Origin of the sequence: Crossiella sp. S99.2, from assembly GCF_023094165.1 — a bacterium.
In the GTDB taxonomy this organism is placed as follows: Bacteria; Actinomycetota; Actinomycetes; order Mycobacteriales; family Pseudonocardiaceae; genus Crossiella.
The window spans coordinates 455,653-478,294 of sequence record NZ_JALMDK010000004.1 but is presented as its reverse complement, the minus strand read 5'-3'; the positions used below and the strand labels follow the sequence as shown (position 1 = coordinate 478,294).

The window sequence follows — 22,642 nt, the reverse complement described above, 5'->3', positions numbered from 1 at the left end:
GCCGTACCAGCAACTTCGCTGCGGCCCATTTCCGGCAACTTAATCTGCTTCGCTGCGCCTCCCACTCTCCTCCTCACTCATCTGGGACACCTCATCTGGTCTGGACGCGCCGTCCAGACCCCACACGACCACCAGCCGCATCTCGCCGAGCAGAAACCGACTTGGAGTCGCCTCCCGCGTGGCCTTCTGCTGTCGCGCGTCGAGCCTGGATCACCGGTGCAGCATGGCCGACATGATCTCCGCAGCGCTGCTGCCCAACTGGGCGGCCGTAGCTGGTGCGGCCTGCTGGCCGTCTCGGGCGCGGGCCGGTCCAGGTCGGGCTACTGCGCGGTCAGGTCCAGCAGCGTCTGCACCGACAGTGTCACCAACGTGGGCAGTTCTTCGCCCCAGGACTATCGGGCGATCAACTTGGTCAGGCGGTCGGACAGCTGCACCATCAGGGTGGCGAGACTACTCAAGTAGGCCGGTCACCAACTCGTCCGTGATGGCCTGGTTTCGCTCGGCGGATGTTAGCCAGCGGGCCTGACTGCCGCCAAGGGCCTTCGTCACCAACAGCACGTCGTCCACGTTCTCAGCGACCGCGCGCATGTGGCTGATCACGGCCACCAGACGCCCGCCGCTGGCCTGGTGAGCGAGCGCGTCCAGCGCCTCGGAGAGGACGTTGGTGTCCAGGGAACCAAAGCCCTCGTCGAGGAACAGAGCCTCGACCCGGCCACCGCCGCGTGCGGTGAGTTCTACGAGCGCCAGAGCAAGGGCCAAGCTGGCCAGGAAGGTCTCGCCGCCGGAGAGCGTCTTGACCTCACGGGGTTGACCTGTCTGGTTGTCGACGACGCGGAAGTCGTCGAAGAACGCGAAGCGGGACCGCGTCATCGACTGGAACAACTCCGAGGCGATGCCCAGCAGCGCGCGCTGACGGCGTTTAACCACGGTGGCGACGAACTTGCCGTCCGCCAGCAGTGCGGCGAGTTCGTGGAGGCTGTCGACTGCGGGCGCGGCGCTGGAGATTCGGTGGTCGAGTTCAACGCAGAGCGGTTGCTCGGTCACTGCCTTGCTGCGATCCCGTTCGGCAATGCGCACGTCGGTGGCTGCCTCCACCATGAGACCGCGCAGCGTCTCCTGATTCGCAACGTCGGCGTCCTCGAGTTTCCGGGTCGCGTCAGCTGCGGCGGACTCAGCGAGTCCGTCCTGCGCCCCCGCGGCATCCGCACACCAGTTGACGATGGCCTTGGCCGAGGCCAGCACGCTCGTGGCCCATCGTGCATCGCCGGCAAGGGTGCTCGGGACTGGGCGCTCGGGTGCTGGCGGGAACTCGGCCAGCATGACCGTGTCGAGGATGTGCTCCGCCACGATCTCGAAGCGCCGACCCAGCTGATCGGCAGGCTCGTCGATGGTGCTCCGATGATCGTCGTCAAGCCGCTGTTTCTCGATACCTGCCTGCTTGAGCTGCTCCTGGACAGTATCCAGTTCCTGTGCGAGGGCCCGCAGTTCGTCCCTGCGCAGGCGGGCACGCTGGAGGCTCTGGTCAAGCTCAGGAAAGTGCAGGTCTCCGTCAATCCGATAGGCAGCCGGGACGGTGCGCTGTGTGTCGGCAACCTTCTCCCGTCGCTGGTCCAGGTCCTGCTGCGCCACGACCAAGCCGGTCTCGCGGTCGGTGAGCGCGCGTTGCAAGTGGACCGACTCGATGTCGTGTTCGTCCAAGGCGCGCTGGGCTACCGTGGCTGCTTGGACGGCCTTCTGTAGTTCGTCGTCGGCCCGATTCACCGCTGTCTGAACCGCGGTGAGGACCGTCGCGTCATTCTGGTCAAGGTCAAGCTCTGGCAGCACTTCTCTTGCCGCGGCGTACTTCTCTCGATGGGCGGTGCGTGCCGTCTCCAGCGCCATTGCCGCTGTCTCTACCGTTGCCTGGCCGGTCTTGAGCGCCGCAGCCGCCACGGCATGTTTGGCGTCCATTGCCTTGGCACGCCTCTGTGCGGTGGTTCGAGCGCTACTCGCTTGCTTCGTCTCGGTCGTGCTCGGCGCAACGAAGTCGGTGGGCAGCGGCCGGATGCAGATCGGGCAGGGATCCCCGGGGCCGCTCGCGGATGCGGCATGAGCCGCGGCGTCCGCGCGCTGCACCGTGGCGAGATGCTGTTCTGCGGTCTCGAACTCGATTCTGGCCTGTTCTGCGGTCTGTTCTGCCTCGCCCGCTTCCAGCGTGCGCCGACGTAGCTCCGCACGCGCTGACACGCCCTTCTGTTCCGCGGCGGATACTGCATCGAGTGTCAGTCGGGCGTTGTTGAGCAGCGTGGCGCACCGGCCGTGTTCCTGCTCCGCGGAGTCACGTGTCTCCTGTGCGCTGGCGGTTCGATTCTGTGCCAGTTGAGCTTGCTCGGCGAGTTGCTCACGGTCGTGAGCACGGCGATCGAACTTGGCGCGGTCTTCGGCAATGGCCGCGCGTTGTCCACTGAGATGGTGCTCGGCGCCCGCGATGCCGGGCAGTTGACCAAGCACCGAGGCCAGTGTCGCGGCTGCCTCAGTGGCTTGCGTCATTCCGGTGCCTTCGGCGTCGGCGCGAGCCAGGATTCGCTTGAGGTCACCCTCCTTGTCCTCAAGCAGATCGAGTTCTGTCTCGACTTCAGCAAGGTCGCTTGCCAAGCCGGTAGCGAGATCGATCAGACGGTCGTACTTCTGTGCGGTGTCAGCCGGGATCCGCGTGCTCAGGTTGCGCGCCGCGGCGCGGTACTCCGCAGCCTTGTCCGTCGCTGCTTGCACCGCCTGGGTGGCGTTTTCGACCGCACGTTGGACCTGTTCGAGTTGTCTGCCGCGTTTCGTCGCGGCGTCCAGGCGCTGGGTGGCGTCGTTGATGGTCCCTGCCGGGTCTGGCAGCAGGCGGGCGCGGTGCAGTCGTGTCTTCTCCAGCAGCGGTTGCAGCCGCTCGTGCAGTCGGGTGGCCTCCTTGCGTACCTCGGTGATCTGGTCGAGTCCGAGGATGTCCTTGAGGATGGCGGTGCGGTCGGCTTCGCGGGTGTGGAGCAGCTCTTGGAAGCGACCCTGTGGAAGCACGACTGCCTTCAGGAAGGCGGAGTGTTTCAGGCCGACGAGGTTCTCGATGGCTTTGTTGACCGGGGCCGCGTTGTCGAATCGGGAGTTGTCGTCGAGTCCCTCGAGCTGGTGGATCGCCGGGGGATAGGTGCCGACAGAGTTGGTTCGAGTGACGCGCCAGGTCTTGCCCTTCGCCTGGAAGGTCAGTTCAACCCGGAGGGTGCCATCGCCACCGTCAGCAACCAGCGCCTTGCCGCTCCCGGCGTTCCAGGTGCATGCGCCGTAGAGGGCGAAGCACAGCGCTTCCAGTAGCGACGACTTGCCCGCGCCGGTGTCGCCGACGATCGCCATCAGGTTCACGTCGGTGAAGTCGATCTCCACCTCAGAGAGGTAGGAACGAAGCCCTGCGAGTTTGAGTTTCAGTGGCCGCATGGCGACTCCAGCGGTTGGGTGAGCAGGGATTCCTCTGGCAACGGTGTTTGCTGTTCTTCCTCGATGCGTGTCAGCACGGTCGTGAACGCAGCCATGAGCCGGTCCGCGGCAACGGTGTTGCTGCCCTGGTCGGCGAGGAAGTCGCGGAAGTACTCGTTGAGGTCCGGTTCGGCGTCCGCGGAAACGCTCTGCTTGTTGAGCACTTCCAGCTTCTGGTCCGCACAGATCCCTTTGACGTCGAGCACGACCGCGTCGGGGAGCAACCCGAGGACTTGCTCGGTCAGGTTCGGCAGGTGGGTCGGCGTGTGGACGGTGACCAGGCACAGTTCACGGCCGACCGCCGGCGCAAGTGCGCGCAACTCGTCGAGGGTGCCGTCCAACCGTCGCAGTGGACGCCCGCCGCCCAGCTCGGCGAGTTCGATGTCGGCTTGCTGACCGGGTCGCAGATCGACGAGGACGACGCTTTTCTGTTCACCGGCCTCACCGAAGTCGAGCTGGATCGGCGACCCCGCGTATCGGCCAGGCACTCGGGTACTCGGCAACCGCTGGGGTTTGTGGATGTGGCCGAATGCGGCGTAACCGACTGCAGGCACATGCTTTGGGTTGGTGGCATAGAAGTCGGCTACGTGTGCCGACCGCTCGCTTCCGTTGATGTGTGCGCCGCTGACGTACTGATGCGCGGCGAACATCGCGATGTCGCGGCGCGGGTCGAAGTCGCGCAGCAGTTCGGCGGCCAGTTCCTGCTCCATCCGGCCGATCCGCTCGGCATACGCGGCGCGCCAGTGGTTGACGTCGTCGAAGGCATCGACAACGCGGTTGGCGTGTACGAACGGGAGCACCGCCAGTCGCAACCCGGTGCCATCGCCGCAGGGGAACCTCAGCACACCGCCTGCGTCGGGGTTCCGCGGCTCGTCAACGAAATGGATTCCGTGGTCGATACCGAAGGCGTGGCTGAAGAACTGGAACATGGCCGCCGAGTCGTGGTTCCCTCGAACGACGACAACCGGGGCGATCGCGGCCACTTCCTTGAGCACGGTCACGACCTTGCCCATGTCCTCAATGGACGGTCGGGCGTGGTCGAACAGATCGCCGGAGTGCACGATCAGGTCCGGTCGTTCGCTCCGGGCCAGGGTTATGATCTCCTGTAGTACGGAGTCGTGGTCAACGGACCGGGACTGCCCGTAGGTCGTCCGACCGACATGCCAGTCGGAAGTATGCAGAATTTTCACTGTCCCACTCCTGGGGTCAGGGCGCGGCTACTCGGTGAGCGCGCAGATGCGCGAGCATGGCCTGGTTCGCTTCCCAGCCGTCCGGAAACTTCGCCGGCACGTCAATGTGCATTGGTTCAGAGGAAGGGTGGGCATCAAGCAGCTCCTGGATTCCGGCCCGTGCCACCACGATGCAGGCGTGCCGGTGCCGGGAGGTGAGCACACAGAGCCGCCCGGACTCCAGGTGGAACGCCGTGGCGTCCCTGCGTCCGGACAACGGATGCAGCACGAGCGTCAGGTCGTATTCGCTGCCTTGCAAGCGATTCGCAGTGTCGACTGTGATCGCGGGAATACCGCGGTCCCGCAGCGCCAACCGGATCGCAGCGGCCTGGTCCCGGTGCGCGGCACCGATCGCGATCCGGTCAAGGGTAACCGGGGATCCAGCCGGATCCAGCTCCGACCGCGCGACAGCCCCACGTTGGAGCACCCGTTCGGCCAGATCGACAACGGCGTGTACCGCCTCGGTGTCCGTACGCAGCGTGTGCCGCGCGGGCAGTTCGTACAGCGCCCAGCCGGTGCGGGCGGCGGTATCCAGCGTTTCGTCGTCCGGGCGACCGAACCCTCGGGTCTGGTAACTGAGCTGCCGCACCCCCGCGGCCGTGGCCGCGCGGAATCCGGTGAACGGGTAGAACGCTTTGGATACAGGTGCCGCTGCCGAGGTGTCCAGCCGCCAGGACAGTGGTAGCTGATGGACGGGCAGTCCGGGGTTGTTGCGGAGCACTGCCGCGACCGCACTTTGCATCGGATCCCAGCGCAGGCCGGTCCACCGGTCGATGTCCACGGTCGAGAATGGGTCCAGCTGGCCGGGGTCGCCGACGAACAATGCCCGGTCGAAGCGGGGGGCGATGCGCAGCAGCATGTCCGAGCGCATCTGGTACGCCTCGTCGAGGATCGCCCACGGCCATCGGTGGTCGGTGATGTGCACCCATTTCGCCGCCGTGCCAACGGTTATCTGAGGTTGGCCGAGGTCAGTAACGTTGGTGGCGACAGTGACGTTGCTGTGATTGACCCGGGGTGTGGGCACGTAGTCCTGGGCGGACAATCGGCCGATCAGCACCGCGGGGGCCGCACGCGCCATCCGGTCGACGAGGTCGTCGACCTGTTCGTTGGTTTGGGCGACGACCATTACTGGCTCGTGGTTTTCCGCGAGCCGGGTGGCGGCTTCGACCACAAGGGTGGACTTGCCCGCACCCGGCGGGGAATCCACCACGACACCAGGAGATCCGCCCGTGGTGAATTCGGTCAGCACCGCGGTGATGGCGGTCCGCGCCTCGGTGGCAGCGTCCTCCCCGATCATGACCACTCCTCCGCCGCGTCAGTGTCATTGACCGGACCCGGCTGGACCGGTGGTCCGCCGTGTGTCCACGGCGTGTCCTCTCTGGCCGGGAAAGTTCCGCGGGGCTGGAAACTGTCGGTGAGGTTGCTGAAGCAGACCCGGTCGCCCACGGCGGGCACGCTGCGCGGTGCGGGCGTTCTACCGCGGCCCATGCCGCCGGCGAGCTGCACCGTGATCTCCAGCTCGTCAGCCGTCGTGGCGGTCATGGAAATGATCTCGGCGCGCTGCTTCGGGCGCGCCTGGTCGTGCAAGTTCGCTTCACCCGGTTGAAGCCGGACGCGATCGCTGGTGGCGACCGTGATCAATGGCCGCAAGACAGCACCTCGTCCCGCACCAATTCGTCGTTCCGAGAGCACGGTGGTGACCGTGCCGACGAACGCGTCACCGCTGAGGCGGTGCTCAGCCATGACCAGCGGATCGTCGAAGGCGCGCTGTGCGTCGTAGGCGGCCTGACGTCGTTCGAGATCATTGAGCCCGATCGCGGCGGCAACGGCGCTGTCCCGTTTCGGCTGCGGGAGGCCGCCGGTAGCGACACGGTCGTGGAACCTCAGATAGTCCTCCCTGTCTCTCGTCCAACGAGCCGCCACGTGCTCTCCCGCCGGCAGCTGTCGAAGCCGGTCGATGACACGCCACAGCAGGTGCCAGGTGGGGTCAAGCTGGCCAAGCAGCACGCCCTCCAAGCGGGTGATGGCTCGCGCCTGTCCGGACCTATTGGCCGCGGCGTCGTACTCGGCAATGGCTGGCGCCAGGACCTCGCGATCGAAAGTGGGGTCAGTGGCGGGGCCGGCCGGAGGACAGCGGATCGGATCCTCGGCCACGCGCGCGGCTTGCGGACCGGTCATCCCCGGCGGCGGTTCAACCCAGCCGAACTGGGCGGCCAGTTGACTGTCCTCGTAGGCGCTCTGCCCAGTCGCCCAGTGCTGCGCCAGCACGTCAGTAGCGGCCAGCAACATCGATGATCCTGGGTATCCCGCGCGTTCGGCGAGGAAGCTCAGCCAGGTGCCGAGTCTGGGCACGGAAACAGACACGGCGTAGGGACCGGTGGTGCGACGAAGCCGGGTGGACCTCCCGAACAACCGGAGGAAGTCGATGCCTGCGCGGCTGGGCACCCACACCTGTGGGGCCTCCACCACGTGCCCGGTGGAGGTGAGGAAGGTGGAAAGGTAGTTCAGGACAACGAGGGCGAGCGAGTCGGCGAACTCGAAACGCCGTGTCCGGTTCCGTGGCTGCGGAACAACTATGAGTTTCGGGTTTGTCCGGTCCTGGCCCACCAGGATGGCCAGCGGTGCGTTGGCCTCGCCGGCCATTGCCAGTGGCACGCAGACCAGCGGGCGGTCGGCGATGTGGACGTGCCGCACGGTGGTTATCGGCTGGGCGCGGCCGAGGTGAGCCGCGTGGGCGCGAGCCAGCGCGGTGAGCGTGCTCATGCGACCCCGCCAAGGCATTCCTGGCGTAGCGCGTCAGCGAGCCGCAGCAGTTGCGCCGCCTCGAGTTGGTGAGCACCCGGCATCAGCGTGCCGTCGGCCAGCCCGAGGGCGACGGAGAACGTGTCGATCCCAGCCAGATCCTCCTGGACGGACCGGCCGAGCGCGGCAGACTGTCCCTGTGCGCCTGCTCGGCAGAAGCGACCCATCTCGCAGGTGGCGAGGCATTCCGGTGCGTAGCGGGCTTCGAGCTGTCCAAGCGCGTCGACCAGTTCGGCGACCGGCCGCGTCGCCTTGCCCGTCTCATCGGGCCGCAGGTCGAGGGTCAGGCCGACTGGCAAGGTGGACATGATCGTATCGATGCTGGTGAGCCGGGCAAGCTGGCGTCGCACGACCGTCAGTTGCTTGCGCACGTCGAGCAGGGCGGCGGTCGGCCAGTTCGAGAAGTCCTCGGGGCACACCAGGATCACCTGGTGCGAGACGAGTTCCGGGTCGGCGCCCCACTGTGTGAGGAGGTCGCGTAGTGCCAGGACGTAGACGGAGGACTGGATCGCCGCCGCGGCGACCTTGCTTCCGTCCGCCTGCCGGTCGATGATCGGGAAGGACTTGATCTCCACAACGTGGAAGCGATCCCGGAGCTGGAACGCGATGAGGTCCGGCTCGAGGTACACGTTGCGGCCGCCGATGCCGATCCTCAACAGCGGGTGGTCAAACAGGGTCCCGGCGTCGTGGTTGGAGTCCGCCGCATGCGCCAGCAGCTGGCGCGAACGGAGGTGCCGCGCCTCCAACGTCTCGTGCCCGGCAACGCTGTTGAGGTCGTCGTAGGACACCTCCGGCAGCGGTAGCCCAAGCTGTTCACGCAGAAGGCGCAACAATTGAGCACAGCCGTTCGCCTTGACGTGCGCCTCAAACGCGTTGCCGCGCGCGAGGGCGAAGTTCGACATGCCGAACGGAATGGCGAATCCGAGGTGTTCGGCGAGCGCCTGCTTGTCAACGGCCGCCCCGTCCAGGACGGCCCTGCGTGCGCAGCCTGGGTTGCTGGTCAGCGCGGCGATGGTCCGCGCGTTGTGTTTGAGTGGCTCGGCCGATCCGCGGATGCGGTCGAGCCGGGCGTTGATGTCCTTCACTGTCTTCCTTCGCGGGGGAGCGCGGGAGAGAGTTCGTTCAAGCGTCGTTCTTGGTGCGGTGCACGAGCTTGAGTGCCGAGCCGAACAGCTGATGGATCTCATCGAGCTGCGTCCGGCCTCGGGATGCCGCCGCCGCACGGTGTGCGTGGTCGGCTTCGTGGTGGATGGTCAGTTCTGATTTCGCCGCGTCGGCAACATTGGCCGGCACCATGGCCTCGAAGGTTGTGGTGGCGCCGGGGATGTTCGCGGCGAACTGCCACAGCAGCCGCTGCGCGGGCAGAGTCGGTTCCGCGATCCGGCTGACCTGATCGGCCAGCCGGATGGCCGCGGTGAGGAAGTCCACGCGTGGACTGAGCGGTCCTATGACGCGCTGCGTCAGCGGCCAGGTGGAGACCGCCAGTAGGCCGCGGGCAGGCACGAGCCGGTCCGCAGTCAGAGCACTGCACAGGTAGTACGGGCGGGCGTGAGGCGAGGACCGAAAGGAACGTTCCTCGTCGCGGCGCAGACTGGTCAGCTGGGTCCCGACCAGTTCGCCCGCGAAGAAGGCGCCATGTACGGCGACGATCAACTTGGGTGAGGCCGGAATGCCGAGAACAGTGAGGGCCTGGTGAACCTGGTCCCGGATCGACACCATCGGCCCTGAGGTGCTGGACGGTGCCGGCTCCTTCGCCGGCTCGGTCAGCGCCGTGATGGCCTCGCCCCAGGCGTCCTCCGCCTTGCGTAGATCAGCGCGCAATTCGCCTGCTCGGACTCGGTCGCCGGACATGGCCGCCCGTCGCACCGCGTTCCGGAGATCGCCGATGCGGCGCTCCAGGTCCTCCAGTGACTCCGCCATGGCCGGAACCGTAGCAGAGTTCCAAGGTATTCCAGTAATTGCCACTCTTTTGAGTATTTGTGCAGGTAGATGCTCTCTTGATCAAGAGTGTCTGATGTGCAGGAGCGTCACGACTACTCGGCAGATCACGACCTAGACCAGGATCAGTCGTCCGAGGAGGACTACGGCGCACGCGAGGGGCAGGTCCCGACGAGATGTTCGTCAAGAAGGTCCGGACCGAGGCAGCCGGATGACCTTCAGTCAGCTACTCGGGAACGGCAGACTGATCACCATGAGCGTTCCCGACCACTCCCGTAACCACACCGCCAGGCCTGGCTATCAACTGCACGATGCCGTCGACCTGCCTGGCTGGGAACAGCAAAGCATCTGGGGCTGGGACGAGGGCAGCAGCAGCTTCTACGCCCAGCTCTGGCGCAACGACTCGACCTCCGACGCGCCGGAGATCTGGCTGACCGGCGCACGCAAGCCCTACCCCTGGCCCGGCTGCATCGCCCTGGAGATCGTCGAGCGCACCCAAGCGGACGCACTGGCCGTCGTTCAGGCGATGGGCATCGCGCACCCAGAGCCGACGTTGCGCACCGAGAATGAGATCATGCAGCGGGCTGGCGAGCTGAACCCGCTTCGCGATCGAGGCGACTTCGTCAAAGGTCAGATCCACGCTCTGGCATGGACGCAAGGACTGGCCGAGTTCACTTCCGGCACTCGCACCGAATGGGGCAAGGATCGCCGCCCGACCCCGGCGCAGGCCGACGCCGAACACCACATGATCACCGGCCGCGTCTATCTCGGCGGCACCGAGTTCGACGGCCAAGACTTCTTCAACGGTGCCGACGAAGCGCTCTGGTGGGCGCTGGGCCGGTAACCAGCCACGAACCTGGAGCAGCCCCGATTGCTCATGGCGGCCGTCCACGAACTCGTTCCCGGGGCGAGGACTGTCACCGCGGACGGCCAGGCCCTCGGTGTCAACGCCGAGGGCCTGCCGCTCCGGCGTCCCACGGGGACATTCGCCCGAAAGCGGTAGATCCTGGCGACATCAGCCCAACCGCCAGGCAGTGCGGCTACCCTGGCCGGATCTATCGCGGGTGAGGGGACGCTGATGGATTTTCTGCTGTTGGGACCGGTGGAGATCCTCGACGACCACGGCAAGGGTGTTCCGCTCCGCGCCCAGCAGGACCGGGCGCTCCTGGCCTTGCTGCTGTTGGCGGAGACGAGGCAGATTCCCAGAAGACGGCTGTGTGCCCAGATGTGGGGCGACAAGCCGAGCAAGACCGGCCTGACCGATCTTGCCAAGCGGCTGCGTCACCTCTTGCAGCGCACCTTCGGGGACAGGGCCGACCTGCCGCAGCTGCCGGACGCCTACAAGCTCACCGTGGACCGGCGGCACGTGGACTACTGCCGTTTCCTCGACCAGCTCAGCGCCGCCCGCGCGCACACCGACCCCGCCAAGATCGCCGAAGCAGCCCAGACGGCGCTCAATGAGTGGCAGCCGGGTGCGGGTACAGCGTTGCAGAACCTCAGCGAGGACCAATCCTGGTTGAGCACCGAACGCCAGCGCCTCCAACTCCGACGCGGGGAAGCATGGCATCTGCTGCTGGCCGCCCGGCTGTCCCTGGGACAGCACCGCCAGGTGTTGTCCGAGATCGACGAACCACGATCCCTGTTCCCAGATGATCAGGATCTGGTCGGCTACCAGCTCCTGGCCCTGTATCGGGCTGGGCGACCGACCGAGGCCGAGCAGGTCTACGACACCTTCCGGACCTACCTGGCGCGCGAGCACGACACCGAGCCGAGGAGGGAGTTGCGCAACCGGATCGAGCAGATCCGGCGTGCCGCTCCGGAGCTGGATGCGCCCGAGCCGGCGCCTGCCACCACGGACTTCACGACGGGTCCGCCGATGGCCCTGGGCCCCCGGCCACGGTTGGTTGGGCGGGAGGTGCAGGTCGACTGGCTGCTTGAGCGCCTCCAGTCCTCGCCCGAGCAGCGAGTGTTGCTGATCGGCACGAGGGTCAGCGGTCGGGCCGGGGTCGGCAAGACCACCCTGGCCGTCTACGCCGCGCACGAGGCGCTGGATCGGGGGTGGTTCGGCGGTGGGGTGTTGTTTGTCGACCTGCGTGGCCACTCGCTCCAGCCAGAGCTACGCCCAGAGGATGCGCTGTTCACGCTGTTGATGCAGCTGGGTGTGACCGCGGACCGGAGTCAGGAGGGTGACCGCGCAGCGTTGTACCGTTCGGTGCTGGCCGCCCGTGCCCGCGCGGGCCAGCGGGTGCTGATCATCGCCGACAACGCCGCGAGCAGCGATCAGGTGCGCCCGCTGTTGCCGGGCAGTGCGGCCCATCGCGTGATCGTCACCTCCCGCTGGACCCTGTCCGGCCTCGACTGCTTGGAGCAGCTGGACCTGCAGATCCTTACCCCAGACAAGGCGGTGCAGCTACTGGACGATCACCTGCGCGGCTCCCGGCGCGGGGATCAGCGGATTGTCACCGAGTCGGGCGCCGCGGCTGAGGCGGCCCGCTGGTGCGGATATCTGCCGCTGGCGTTGAAGATCGTCGCGTCGTTGCTGGCCGATGCGCCGGAACGGCCGGTGGCCGAGTTGGCTGAACTGCTGGCAGACAGTGCCCGCCGGTTGCAAGAACTTCAGCACGACGACCACCTGGGGGTCCGGGTTGCCTTCTCCCTGTCCTACCAAGTTCTCAAACCCGAGCAAGCGCGACTGTTCCGGTTGCTGGCGCTCAACCCCGGCGCGCAGACCAGTGTGGAGGCGGCTGCCGCGTTGATCGACCGGCCGCTGCGCACCACCAGCCGGTTGCTGGCTGAGCTTCGCCGGGCCAACCTGCTGGAGCCGGGTATCCCGCCAGGAGGGTGGTGGCGGTTCTATGACCTCATTGGTCTGTATGCCTACGAGCGGGTTCGGGAGGAGGAATCCGCCGAGGTTCAAGACCAGGCCATCACCCGGTTGATGGAGCACTATCTGGAAACCACCGGGGCTGCTGACGCCTGGCTGAACCCGACTGCCGGTACGGATGCGCGATCGGGGCGATTCGGCGGGCGTGACTCCGCACTGGCGTGGTTGGACATCGAATACCCCACCCTGGTCGCGGCCACGACTCGGGCCGCTCACTCCGGAGACGGTCGCCATGCCCATCAGCTTGCGGCCCGGCTCCAGCGCTTCTTTGTGCTCCGAAAGCACGCAGCGGACTGGATCGCGGTACAACGGGATGCACGCGCTGCAGCCGAGCACACCCATAATCCCCAGGCACTGGGCCAAGCGCTGAATGACTTGGGGGAGGCACTTGAGTTTGCGCGATGTTTCGACGAGGCGATGGGCTGCTATCAGCAAGCGTTGGCGATACGCCGTGAGGTGCACGATCGTCACGGCGAAGGCCGGACCCTGAACAACCTCGGCAACCTCTGCGAGGACCTGCGGCGTTTCGACGAAGCGCTCGACCACTACCAGCAAGCGCTGGCGATTCGTCGTGAGGTGCGCGATCGTCACGGCGAAGGCGCGACCCTGAACAACCTCGGCGTCGCCTGCTGGCAACTGCGGCGTTTCGACGAAGCGCTCGACCACTACCAGCAAGCGCTGGCGATACATCGTGAGGTGCGCGATCGTCACAGCGAAGGCCAGACCCTGAACAACCTCGGCGTCGCCTACCGGCAACTGCGGCGTTTCGACGAAGCGCTCGACCACTACCAGCAGGACTTGCTCATTTGCCGTGAGGTGCGCGATCGTCACGGCGAAGGCAAGATCCTGAACAACCTCGGCATCGTCTACCGGCAACTGCGGCGTTTCGACGAAGCGCTCGACCACTACCAGCAAGCCCTCCCGTTGCTGCATGACGCAGCCGATCGGGTACTGGAAGGCGAGGTGTGTCTGGGGTTGGCGCGGGTATTGCAAGACCAGGGTGATCATGTGGAGGCGCGATGGTGGTATCGGCAGGCCATCTCCGTTGTGGCGGAGTTCTCCGACCCCAGAGCCCAGCAGCTTGCTCAGCAGGCCCAGGAGTTGCTTGACCAGCTCCACGAGTCCTGACTCCGGCCTAGGGTGCTGGTCCGACCGGGTGGCCTCCGCCAGATCCCGCATAGCGTGCTCAGTGACCAGGCGAGACTGGACAGGTGACCGAGCGGATCGACGTGCACAACCAGATCAGTGGCAGCGTCACCGGACATGTAGTGCAGGCCGGCACCATCAACCAGCTCGTCCTGTCCCCGCCCGCCCCGCTGCCCGCCGCGTCAGCGCCCCGACAGCTTCCCCCGGCGCTGCGGGACTTCGCCGGGCGCGCCGACCAGCTCGCCGCCCTGGACACCCTGCTGAGCACCCACCCCCGCACCAGCCCCGCAACCATGGCGCTGGCGGTGCTGGACGGGACCGCCGGAGTCGGCAAGACCACACTGGCCGTGCACTGGGCGCACCGCGCGCAGCACCACTTCCCCGACGGCACGTTGTACGCCGATCTACGCGGCTACGGTCCCAGCGCCCCGGTAGCCCCGGCACTGGTGCTGGCCGCGTTCCTCCGCGATCTCGGGGTCGCCGAGGACCGCGTCCCCGCCGAGCTGGATGCCCAGACCGCGCTGTACCGGTCGCTGCTGGCCGAGCGGCAGACGCTGATCCTGCTGGACAACGCGGGCAGCGCCGACCAGGTCCGGCCGCTACTGCCCGGCGCCCCGGAATGTCTGGTGCTGGTCACCAGCCGGGCAAACCTGACCGGGCTGGCCGTGGCCGAGGCGGCGACCCCGCTGACCGTGGACCTGTTCACCTCCGCCGAAGCCGAGGATCTGGTGCGCGGGATCATCGGCCCGGAGCGAGCCGACACCGAAGCCGCCGCGGTGGCCGAACTCATCCGCCTCTGTGCGCGATTGCCGCTGGCCTTGCGGGTCGCTGCCACCCGCATCGCGGTGCGCCCGCACACCACCGTCGCCGATGTGGTGGAGGACATCACCAGCGAGGAGAGCCACCTGGACACCCTCAGCAGCAGCGGCGACGACCGCAGCGCCGTACGCACCGTCTTCGACTGGTCCTACACCCAGCTGCCCGCCGACCAGGCCCTGCTGTTCCGGCGACTGGGCTTGCATCCCGGCCCGGAGTTCGGCGTCGAGGCCGCCGCCGTGCTCGCCGGCATCGAGCCTGCCCGTGCCTACCGGCTGCTGGAGGCTCTCACCGCGACCCATCTCGTGGAGCCAGTCGGGCGCAGGCGCTACCGCTGCCACGACCTGCTGCACGCCTACGCCGCCCACCGAGCCGACAACGACGACACCGCCGAGGATCGACGGTCGGCAACGGTCTCCGTGATCACCTGGTATGCCCGCATTGCCCAGTTCGCCGACCGGCTCGTCTTCCCCGGCCTGTGGTTCCTCGACAGCACGCTGGCGCAAGTGGGTGCCGACGTGCCGTTGGCTGATCGGGCGCAGGCGCTGGCCTGGTTGGATGCCGAACTGGACAACCTGGGCACCGCCCTACGCGCTGCGGTCCGTCACCAGCTCCACGAGCCCGCTCTCTGTCTCGCTGAAGCCGCGCGGTTTCTCACCTTCCGTCAACGCGCGCTGTGGGCGGTGCGGGTGGACATGCACACCCACGGTGTCGACCTCGCCCAGCGGATCGGAAACCGGGCCGCGGCGGCATGGTTGTTCACCCTGCGGGCCAACACCTACTCGGATCTGGGGCGGCTTGCCGAGGCGGAGGCCGACTACCGCAGTGAACTCGCCCTGGCCGAGGAGCTGGATAACCCCAGGCGGCACTACGGCGCGCTCGTTGGTCTCGGGCAGGTGCGGCAGAGCCAGCACCGCTTCGAGGAGGCGCTGGCCTACTTCCGGCGAGCGCTGCCGACGGCCCGGCGGGTCGGTGGTGGGCGTCCGGAGGCGATCGTGGAGGCCAACCTCGGCGAGATCAGCCTGGAACTGGGCCAGTTCCGGCAAGCCTTGACCCATGCCGAACGGGAACTCCAGCTACGCCGTCAGGCCGGAGACCAGGTCGGGGAAGCCGATGTGATGCACCGCACCGCGGTGGCCCGGCAGGCGCTGGGCGAGCACGAGCGGTCGATCGACATCGCCGGTCGCGCCGCCGCGCTGTTCCGGCAGTTGGCCGGGGCCGAGCAGTACCTCGCGACCGCGCTGGTGACGGCGGCGACCTCCTGGGAGCACCTCGGTGATCTGGCGCGAGCACACCAGCTTCTCCAGGAGGCCGCCGCGCTGCTTGACGGCTTCGACGAGGCCCAAGCCGAGGCCCTGGCCACCCGGGCCGCCGACATCCAGCACAGGGTCGGCGGCGGGCAGCGATGAAGGTCAGGCGCCGGCCGGGCCACAGGTCGGGCAATCCCACCGTGGTTCCGCTGGACCGACCGTGGAACTTTCGCGCAGCGTGGCCAGATTGACGCCGATCTCGCAGTTGGTTGGCAACGCTGGAGCGCCGGTGATCAGGCTCATCACCGCGTGCGCGGCCATCAAGCCTGCCGTCCCCGCCGACGAGATGTTCGCGGCCTGCACCGGGGTGGCCAGATCCGCGCCGGGCCACAAGGTCACTGGCGGCTGCTCCGCTCGCCGTTGCCGTTGCGCGGCCAGAGCGCAGTCATAACAGGGTCCGGGGCCCGGACGGTACAGGCCGATGTTGACCTGCGGTCCGTGGTAGCCCGCGTGCACCCAGGCGGTGCCGGTCTCCTGGCAGGCCCGGTTGGCCCAGGACCGGATTTCTGGCGGGTCGTCAGCCGTGACCAGCAGGACATGACAGCCGATGGCCAGCCGGCGCAGTACGTCGGGGCCGTCGATGGTGGTGCGTTCCCCGGTGATCTCGATGGTGGAGTTGTGCGCCCGCAGGCGTTCTACAGCCACCTCGACCTTGGGACGTCCCAGGTCGGCTTCAGTGAACAGAATCTGGCGGTTGAGGTTGGACAGTTCCACCATGTCGGGATCCAGGCAGTGCACGTGGCCGACCCCGGAGACGGCCAGGGCCAGCGCGGCTATGCCACCCGCGCCGCCGGTCCCGGCGACCGTCACGTGCGCCTGCCGCAACAACTTCTGGGCTGCCCAGCTCGTCGATCGCGGGAGGCGGTCGACCCACCGGAAGTACGCCTGGCCGCGGCCATACCGTTCCCGCTCTGCCGCGGACAGCTCGACGGGGTCTGGTTCGGCGGCGTCTTCGAGACGCCCGTCCTGACGAAGGCAGTCGAGGTCCTCCAGCACGTCACCTCGGGTCTTGCCGGGGAAACGGTGGACCAGGTCGGCGACCACCTGGTCCACCGTGCGTGTCCCGTCGAGGGTGCCGGCCAGCGCCCACACCCAGCCATCCGGATCCCGGACATCGCCGGCGATGCTCGGGATGTTGCCGCCGAAGCGGACGCGATCAACGCCGTACCGCACGGGCTGGTGCTCGAACTTGATTCGTGGCCGCTGCATGGAAACTCCTCAACCTGGTTAGCCCTCTTGCGTGGCGCCGCTGAAGCTCAGCTCCCGCTCAATCTCGATGAACTCGATCAATGTCATGCACCCCCTTCCCAGCGATCGCACAGCGGAGGAAGGCGGCCATGGCCAGACAACCCCGGTGGGGCGGGCCGGCCTCGGCTGACGGTGTGTGGAACTCCGGCGGATTCATGGCGTTTCCTCCACCTCCGGTACTGGACGTCCATGAGCATCGCCGGTCGCGCCGGGCGGAATCGGGGACGAAGACCGGGGCGAGAACAGGGACACCGCCATGCCCGAAGCGACAGCGAGAAGGGAGGAGACCTCCATGCTCGGCCCCGGTCGCTTCCCCGTGTTTTTGGTGTGCCGGTGGTGCCGCAGAACAGGATCGGCCCACGTCAGAGCCGTCGACTCACCCGCTCGCACCTGACGAATGCTCAGGACCAGTTGCTCATCGCCCTCTTCCCGTCAGAGCGGTCAGTTGGTAGATGTCACTACGTGCAAAGTCAGGGCGACATAGGCGCACGTTCCCTCCGCGGCCGCCTGGAACTGCGCCAGCGCACCCTGCGAGCGCTGGTCGACACCGGCCTCGACGCCGCTGTGCGAAGCGCCAGGCAGCGGATGTGGCGCCACGGATCGCACCGGGTCCGCCTGCGTCACGGCTTGCTCGCTCGCGCAGGTCCTGGCGAGCCGCTGCCGCCGCTGCGTCGGATCAGCGCGCCCCGCAGCCTGGCGGTGCAACTGCAGCTAATGGCGCTGTTCGAGGCCCAATGCCCCGGGGCGCGTGCCGGGGAGCCGAGTAGGCGGCCGCTGGTGGACCCCCGGACAATGGGTGAGCCGTCCTGGGTCGAGTTGGTGTGCTCGCTCGCCAGCAACTCCTCCGGCCTGGTGCGCGGGGCGACGGCAAAGCAGAACCGGGTCCGCCAGCTCAAGCACGCCCTCGCCCGGCTGGCCGACCACGGCATGATCGAAGCGGGCGTCGGCTACCACCGCTTCGCCGGGTTCCGCCTGCTCGACGAGACCAGCGCCGAGGTGCCCTACTCGGTGCCGGAGATCAATCGCTCGGTCACGGTGCCTGCCGAGTTCTTCCTCAACGGCTGGGTCCACGCGCTGACCGACAACGAGATCAGCCTCTACCTCGCCCTACGGCTCCTCGCCCGCTCCCCGGGGCCCGTAGAACCCGGCTCCAACCTGTTCCTGGCCCAGCGGATGAGAACGGAGACCTTCGGGTTCGACCGTGCCACCTATGAGGCCCACCGCATGCTCATGCGCTGCGGGCTGGTCACGGTCACGATGGACCCACTCCGCAACCCTGGTGACGGCACACTCTCCGGATCACGTAAAGGCACCACCAGCCAATACCACCGATTCACCCTCAACGACGACACTCTCCGGCAGCAGGGAGCGAGCACCGTCATCGACGCGCTGACCCGCCAACTCGCCGGCCAGACCCTCTGGGACGTCCTGCCCGCCTGACGCCGAATCGTCGTTCGTAACGCGACCACCATCGGGCGGCGCACAGTCGCGGTCACTCTCCGGCCTGGTCGCAGAACTCGAAGACGCCGAGCGCGCCAGCCTCGCCAAGCGACGAACCCGCGTCGCTCCGATCGGGATGCCGTCTTGCCGCAGGAGGTGCCGCAATGTTTCGGATGCGATCTCACGGCCGTACTCTCGAATGTGCTCAGCGTTAGCCTTCACGGCACGGTCTACCAACTCCGGCGTGAACTCAGCTATTAGGTGATTTCTGTTTCTGTCGGCTTGCTTCTGCGGACCTCGCGCGGAATCCTCAACTGCGGATTCCTGCCTGTTGGACTCCCGTCGATCGCCACGCTTTGAACTCCGGCTCGTCGGCGGGAAGTGGGGCGCTTCTCTGCCCAACTCCGCCACCGCGGCGGTTCCGCGTACGTCTATATCATTCGTATGCTCGCGCTCTCGGCACGCATGGATCGCCTGCAGGAACCCGGGGCCGACCTCGGCCCAGCCGATCAAGAGAAGCGGTCCAACGGCGTCAAACGCCGCCTTTCCGTAGGCGCCGGCAACGAGGGGGTCCGCCACGTTCAACGCCAACGTGACCACGCTCGCGAAGATCAGTAGTCGGCGGGCCGGACGTAGCACGTCCGCGGACGCGCCGGTGAGCGCGAGGTGCCGCGTACCCAGTAGGAGCCCCAGGATCGAAAGATCGATCGCGGGCGCGACGAGCGGCGCCACCCAAACCGGCACTCCCAGCCGAAGGGCCAGGTTGAGGACGTTGCCGAAGCCGAACAGGAACGTGAGCCCAACAACCGTCCCCATGATCACAGTGACTGCCCGGACAATGACTGCTGACTCCGTCGAGGATTGGCTTGACGAGTCGTGCCCCAAGGTGGCCATCAGGCATCGCCTCCAGGGCTGTCGACCTGGGAACTGCCCTTGATCACCAGCATCCCACCGGAGAACCGCTGGTCAGAAGCGGGTCCGTCTGCGTGTGGCCCCGTACAGGGCAAGGGCCTGCGCCACCACGAGGTCGTCATGGGGCACCAACGCCCTGACCCCGACGGGGCCGATCAATCCTGACGGTGGCGGAAAGCCGCAGCTCACGGCGGGTGCGGTTTCGTGTGGATGCTGTACGAGCCTCGCCCGGGGCACCTAGTGAAGTGCAGCGCAGCCCCTGACCAGGCAGAACCCGGTCAGGGGCTGATCTTGTCGCAAGGCGTTCTGCCGCCCCTAGTCGGGCCGGCCGACCTGGGTGTTGGACAGGTCGAGGCCGATCGCGAAGTCCGCGGTGTAGGCGGTGCCGGCCTGCTGTGGCCGCAGCAGCATCTGGGCGCCGCCGTTGCGGTAGATCGAGTCCCGGCTGTTGGTGGTGTTCGCGGGTCCCCGCCGCCGGTACGGTTCGGTCCGCAGATAGGCCGCGCCGAACTCGGGCGTGAAGTACAGCTGCGAGGTGAATTCGTACGGCCGGCCGTTGGTTCCGACGGTGCGAATTTTGATATGGATGTGCAGCGTGCGACCCGTGTACCAGCCCGGCAGAATGGTGATGAACCGCGCCGCACCCGCCTGGTCGGTGTTCTGGTAACCGCGCAGGAATCGGCGGCCGGAGCTGCCTTGGGACGGGATATCGGAGTACAGCCCGAACGCGTCGCACTGCCAGAGGTCGACCATCGCGCCCGGCAGCGGAGTGCACTGCTGCTGACGAATCTGCTGGACGGTGAAGTTGATCGTCAGCGCGGTGCCGGGCACCAGCTGGCCGGTGGCCGGCTCGCTGCGGATATCGGAGCGGTTGAGCCGCTCGTCAACGAAGTAGGGGCCCTCCATCTGCTCTGGCTTGACCACACAGTCCAGCGTGCAGACCTCGGGCGCACTCGGGGCGGAGGTGGTGGCACTGGCCATGGCGGATCCCGCGACCGTGAGTGTGGCACCCGCGGCACCGAGCAGAATCAACGCCTGCCGTCTGCCGAGTACCCGGCCAACTGGCTCATCGTCGTCATGCATAGGATTTCCTCTTGGGTGGGAGCAGGGAAAATGGGCGCGACAGGGGTCTGGCTGCAGGGATGTCGCGCTCATCCAATTTTCCGGCATGACCCGCATGCTGTCGAGAAATGTCACCCCCATGCATCATACGACGACGTCATCATATCGGTGGTGGGCTGGGAGAATTATCCACCACAATTCGGAAGGGAACCCGCGCGATGGCCTCGCCGATGACGGGGCGCGCCTTCAGCCAATACTCGTGCACCGGGTCGCCTGGTGCGTACCGGGTAAGGATCTCGTCGATCCGATCGTCGTATGAGATGTGCTGGCCGTCTGGGCTTGTCGTCAGATCTGCGGCCGTCAGTGCGTCGGAGAACTCGTCATCCTCGAACGGATAGGGCTCCATCAGGTTGCCGAGCCCGCGTTCGACAGCTTCGAACCGCGCGCCTGAGTGGTGAGCCACCAGGTTCACCAGCTTCAGTGGAAAGCCCCGCCTTGCCAGGTATTCCGCGCCGTCTACGGCGTGCAGGCGGGAGGTGACCAGGCTCGGCGAATACCCAACGTCATGAAGCCAGGCGGAAGCAACGAGCAGCCTCTCCGCCGCCTGATTGTGCGCGTCGGAGTCCGCATCCCGATGAACCGCGCCACCGATTTCTGTTGCTCGGGCAGCTACCCCTCGCACGTGCTGCCAGCGACGCTCAAGTGAGGTCAGGAGTTGGGCTGCCGTCTCGCGAGCGACTTCGACCAGGTCCGCGGCGTTGGTCTTCTCCCATTCGGTGACCGTGTCCAGTGCGACTGCTCGACTGGTCATCGCACCTCCCGTGGATTCCCGGTGTTGACCTCCAGCGTGCTGGAACTCCTAGCGTCTCCCACCATGGACTACAGCGACGCGGAACTCGCGCGGCAGCCGGTCGGCTATTGGACCGGTCTCGCGCACGAAACGGTCATCCGCCACATCCACCAGACCCACGGCACCCTGGGCGTGACCCAGCGGCACTGGATGACGCTCAATGCCCTGGTCAGGCACGAGGGTGGGCTGACCAGGGCCGAGGTCACCGACTACCTGCGGCAGTACCTGACGCCGCAGATCGGCGAGGTCGCCACCTACCCGGCGGTCCTGGACGATCTGCTCGACAAGGGGTGGATCGCGGTGGGGGCGGGCGGGCGGCTCACCCTCACCGAGGCGGGGGTGGACGGGCGGGCGCGGCTGGCCGATCTCACGGCGGGGATCCGGGGCCGGTTGCACGACGGGGTCAGCGAGGCGGACTACGCCACCGCGGTGCGGGTGTTGCGCCGGATCATCGGCAACGCGGGTGGTCCGGTGACCCTGCCGTGAGCGGGGCGGGGCTGACGTACGGTCTGGGCGGGTGATCTTGGCTTTTCTGGGGTTGGGCGAGGAGTTTCCGTGTCGTTCTCGATGTTCCTGCCGGTGGCGCTGGCCCTGGTGATGTTCGGGCTGGGCCTGACCCTGACCGGGGTGGATCTGCGGCGGGTAGCGCGGTCGCCGCGGGCCGCGGTGATCACGCTGGCCTGCCAGATGCTGGTGTTGCCGGTGGTGGGGTTCGGGTTGGTGCTGGGGTTTGGGTTGCCCGCTGAACTGGCGGTGGGGGCGATGTTGCTGGCGGCTTCGCCGGGTGGGAGTTCGGCGAGTTTGTTCAGCCATCTCGCGGGTGGGGATGTGGCGTTGAACATCGCGGTGACGGCGTTGAACTCGGTGCTGGCGCTGGCCACGCTGCCGATCGTGGTCGATCTGTCGATGACCTACTTCCTGGGTGCGGGCAAGGAGATCGGGTTCCAGGCGGACAAGCTGGTGCAGGTGTTCGCGACCGTGCTGGTGCCGGTCGCGCTGGGGATGTGGGTGCGGCACCGGTTCAGCGCGTTCGCGGTGCGGATGGCGGGGCGGGTGAAGATCGCGGCGGTGCTGGTGCTGGCGATCGTGGTCACGACCGCGGTGGTGACGCAGTGGACGGTGTTCCTGACCCGTCTCGGCGGGGTTGGGTTGTGGGCGCTGGCTTTCTGCGTGTGCTGCCTGGTGATCGGGTACCTGGTGCCGAGGGTGTTCCGGGTGCCGAGGGAGCAGGCGATCGCCTCCGCGATGGAGATCGGGATCCACAACGGGGTGCTGGCCATCGCGGTGGCCACGGTGGTGCTGGGCAGTCCGGTGCTGGCGATTCCGGCCGCGGTCTACGGGATCGTGATGAACTTCCCGACCGCGGTGGCCGCGTTCGGGTTCGCGCGAGGCAAGGGGCGGCGGGTCGGGCAGGTGGAGCCGGCCGGGCAGGGATGAGCGGGGGCGCCGGGGGTGTCCGGGGGCGGACGGTCCGGAAGTGGCCAGTGCCGCGGCGGGGCTCGCGGCGGGGAAT

15 protein-coding genes are annotated in these 22,642 nt (G+C 67.3%); 5 read left to right on the top strand and 10 right to left on the bottom strand.

Translation table 11 applies throughout. From position 1 onward, the window contains the following. Nucleotides 1-450: 450 nt before the first annotated feature. From MZC64_RS17925 to MZC64_RS17900, 6 genes are read right to left on the bottom strand one after another with little or no spacing between them, the layout of a single operon-like run. Nucleotides 451-3,453, bottom strand: a complete 3,003-nt coding sequence (locus MZC64_RS17925; protein ID WP_282105456.1) for an SMC family ATPase — start codon at nt 3,451-3,453, stop codon at nt 451-453. Next, the gene (locus MZC64_RS17920; protein WP_247757846.1) at nt 3,441-4,682 is read right to left on the bottom strand and encodes an exonuclease SbcCD subunit D; all 1,242 of its coding nucleotides are present in this window, start codon (nt 4,680-4,682) and stop codon (nt 3,441-3,443) included. The genes MZC64_RS17925 and MZC64_RS17920 overlap by 13 nt, the downstream gene beginning before the upstream one ends. A 16-nt stretch (nt 4,683-4,698) precedes the next feature. Further along, nucleotides 4,699-6,018, bottom strand: coding sequence for an AAA domain-containing protein (locus tag MZC64_RS17915; protein ID WP_247757845.1), 1,320 nt, complete (start codon nt 6,016-6,018; stop codon nt 4,699-4,701). Then, on the bottom strand, nt 6,015-7,484 hold the full coding sequence (locus MZC64_RS17910) for a hypothetical protein (RefSeq protein WP_247757844.1): 1,470 nt from the start codon (nt 7,482-7,484) through the stop codon (nt 6,015-6,017). Before MZC64_RS17910 ends, MZC64_RS17915 begins: the two co-directional genes overlap by 4 nt. Continuing rightward, on the bottom strand, nt 7,481-8,608 hold the full coding sequence (locus MZC64_RS17905; protein ID WP_247757843.1) for a hypothetical protein: 1,128 nt from the start codon (nt 8,606-8,608) through the stop codon (nt 7,481-7,483). Before MZC64_RS17905 ends, MZC64_RS17910 begins: the two co-directional genes overlap by 4 nt. 37 nt (nt 8,609-8,645) lie before the next feature. Further along, nucleotides 8,646-9,443: a hypothetical protein gene (locus MZC64_RS17900; protein ID WP_247757842.1), complete on the bottom strand. Its 798-nt coding sequence runs from the start codon at nt 9,441-9,443 to the stop codon at nt 8,646-8,648. Between the two features lie 271 nt (nt 9,444-9,714). Here MZC64_RS17900 and MZC64_RS17895 point away from each other — a divergent pair, with 271 nt between their 5' ends. The 3 genes from MZC64_RS17895 (at nt 9,715) to MZC64_RS17885 (ending at nt 15,716) form a co-directional block, all read left to right on the top strand. Continuing rightward, nucleotides 9,715-10,305 (top strand): hypothetical protein, encoded by a 591-nt coding sequence (locus MZC64_RS17895; protein WP_247757841.1) that lies wholly within the window; start codon nt 9,715-9,717, stop codon nt 10,303-10,305. Nucleotides 10,306-10,539: 234 nt separating this feature from the next. After that, complete coding sequence (locus tag MZC64_RS17890; protein WP_247757840.1) at nt 10,540-13,473, top strand: tetratricopeptide repeat protein; 2,934 nt, start codon at nt 10,540-10,542, stop codon at nt 13,471-13,473. An 83-nt stretch (nt 13,474-13,556) separates the two neighbouring features. Then, nucleotides 13,557-15,716, top strand: coding sequence for a tetratricopeptide repeat protein (locus MZC64_RS17885; RefSeq protein ID WP_247757839.1), 2,160 nt, complete (start codon nt 13,557-13,559; stop codon nt 15,714-15,716). A 3-nt stretch (nt 15,717-15,719) separates the two neighbouring features. Here the strand turns inward: MZC64_RS17885 and MZC64_RS17880 are convergent, their stop codons facing one another. The 4 genes from MZC64_RS17880 to MZC64_RS17860 form a co-directional block, all read right to left on the bottom strand. Next, nucleotides 15,720-16,826 carry a ThiF family adenylyltransferase gene (locus MZC64_RS17880; RefSeq protein ID WP_247757838.1) on the bottom strand — a complete coding sequence of 369 codons (1,107 nt, stop codon included), beginning with the start codon at nt 16,824-16,826 and terminating at the stop codon, nt 15,720-15,722. Between the two features lie 1,338 nt (nt 16,827-18,164). Then, on the bottom strand, nt 18,165-19,199 hold the full coding sequence (locus MZC64_RS48700) for a hypothetical protein (protein ID WP_308301026.1): 1,035 nt from the start codon (nt 19,197-19,199) through the stop codon (nt 18,165-18,167). A gap of 333 nt (nt 19,200-19,532) precedes the next feature. Then, nucleotides 19,533-20,414 carry a twin-arginine translocation pathway signal protein gene (locus MZC64_RS17865; RefSeq protein ID WP_247757836.1) on the bottom strand — a complete coding sequence of 294 codons (882 nt, stop codon included), beginning with the start codon at nt 20,412-20,414 and terminating at the stop codon, nt 19,533-19,535. A gap of 25 nt (nt 20,415-20,439) precedes the next feature. After that, entirely contained in the window at nt 20,440-21,090 is a 651-nt protein-coding gene (locus MZC64_RS17860; RefSeq protein WP_247757835.1) for an HD domain-containing protein, read from the bottom strand. A 63-nt stretch (nt 21,091-21,153) separates the two neighbouring features. Between MZC64_RS17860 and MZC64_RS17855 the strand changes: the two genes are divergently transcribed. After that, nucleotides 21,154-21,615, top strand: a complete 462-nt coding sequence (locus MZC64_RS17855; protein WP_247757834.1) for a MarR family winged helix-turn-helix transcriptional regulator — start codon at nt 21,154-21,156, stop codon at nt 21,613-21,615. 69 nt (nt 21,616-21,684) lie between these two features. Beyond that, nucleotides 21,685-22,566, top strand: a complete 882-nt coding sequence (locus MZC64_RS17850) for a bile acid:sodium symporter family protein (RefSeq protein WP_247757833.1) — start codon at nt 21,685-21,687, stop codon at nt 22,564-22,566. Nucleotides 22,567-22,642: the final 76 nt, after the last annotated feature.

Bases quoted from the DNA above. Each gene is read 5' to 3' on its own strand.
- MZC64_RS17880 (WP_247757838.1), bottom strand. From the start codon at position 16,826: ATGCAGCGGCCACGAATCAAGTTCGAGCACCAGCCCGTGCGGTACGGC.
- MZC64_RS17855 (WP_247757834.1), top strand. From the start codon at position 21,154: ATGGACTACAGCGACGCGGAACTCGCGCGGCAGCCGGTCGGCTATTGG.
- MZC64_RS17915 (WP_247757845.1), bottom strand. From the start codon at position 6,018: ATGATCGGGGAGGACGCTGCCACCGAGGCGCGGACCGCCATCACCGCG.
- MZC64_RS17890 (WP_247757840.1), top strand. From the start codon at position 10,540: ATGGATTTTCTGCTGTTGGGACCGGTGGAGATCCTCGACGACCACGGC.
- MZC64_RS17895 (WP_247757841.1), top strand. From the start codon at position 9,715: ATGAGCGTTCCCGACCACTCCCGTAACCACACCGCCAGGCCTGGCTAT.
- MZC64_RS48700 (WP_308301026.1), bottom strand. From the start codon at position 19,199: ATGGCCACCTTGGGGCACGACTCGTCAAGCCAATCCTCGACGGAGTCA.
- MZC64_RS17900 (WP_247757842.1), bottom strand. From the start codon at position 9,443: ATGGCGGAGTCACTGGAGGACCTGGAGCGCCGCATCGGCGATCTCCGG.
- MZC64_RS17925 (WP_282105456.1), bottom strand. From the start codon at position 3,453: ATGCGGCCACTGAAACTCAAACTCGCAGGGCTTCGTTCCTACCTCTCT.
- MZC64_RS17860 (WP_247757835.1), bottom strand. From the start codon at position 21,090: ATGACCAGTCGAGCAGTCGCACTGGACACGGTCACCGAATGGGAGAAG.
- MZC64_RS17910 (WP_247757844.1), bottom strand. From the start codon at position 7,484: ATGAGCACGCTCACCGCGCTGGCTCGCGCCCACGCGGCTCACCTCGGC.